Here is a 272-nt window from a genome sequence, read left to right on the forward strand (position 1 = left end):
GTCGGGCGAAAATAGAGGTGGCTTCAAAATTCTAATTCCGAGGAGGTAAGGCATGAGCGAACAGGGAAAAAATGAGCAGGCCGAGGAAATTGAGAAAGCACTTTTGGAGGCAGAGGAAGAAGCGCGAAACGATCCGACACGTTTAGGTCATCAAACGGTGATGGATCGTGTACGCCGGGTAATAGGCAAGGAACGTTGATGGAAGCCAAATACCGTTATGTTTCGCACGAAGACGCTGAGCGATCAGCGTCTTTTTGTCGTTTCGATACCCC

1 protein-coding gene is annotated in these 272 nt (G+C 49.3%); it reads left to right on the top strand.

What is annotated here, in order from left to right:
• The first annotated feature begins 52 nt into the window (after positions 1 to 52).
• Positions 53 to 199, top strand: coding sequence for a hypothetical protein (locus AB3351_RS23615; RefSeq protein ID WP_153783375.1), 147 nt, complete (start codon positions 53 to 55; stop codon positions 197 to 199).
• Positions 200 to 272 lie beyond the last annotated feature (73 nt).

It is taken from the genome of Aneurinibacillus sp. REN35 (assembly GCF_041379945.2).
In the GTDB taxonomy this organism is placed as follows: Bacteria; Bacillota; Bacilli; order Aneurinibacillales; family Aneurinibacillaceae; genus Aneurinibacillus.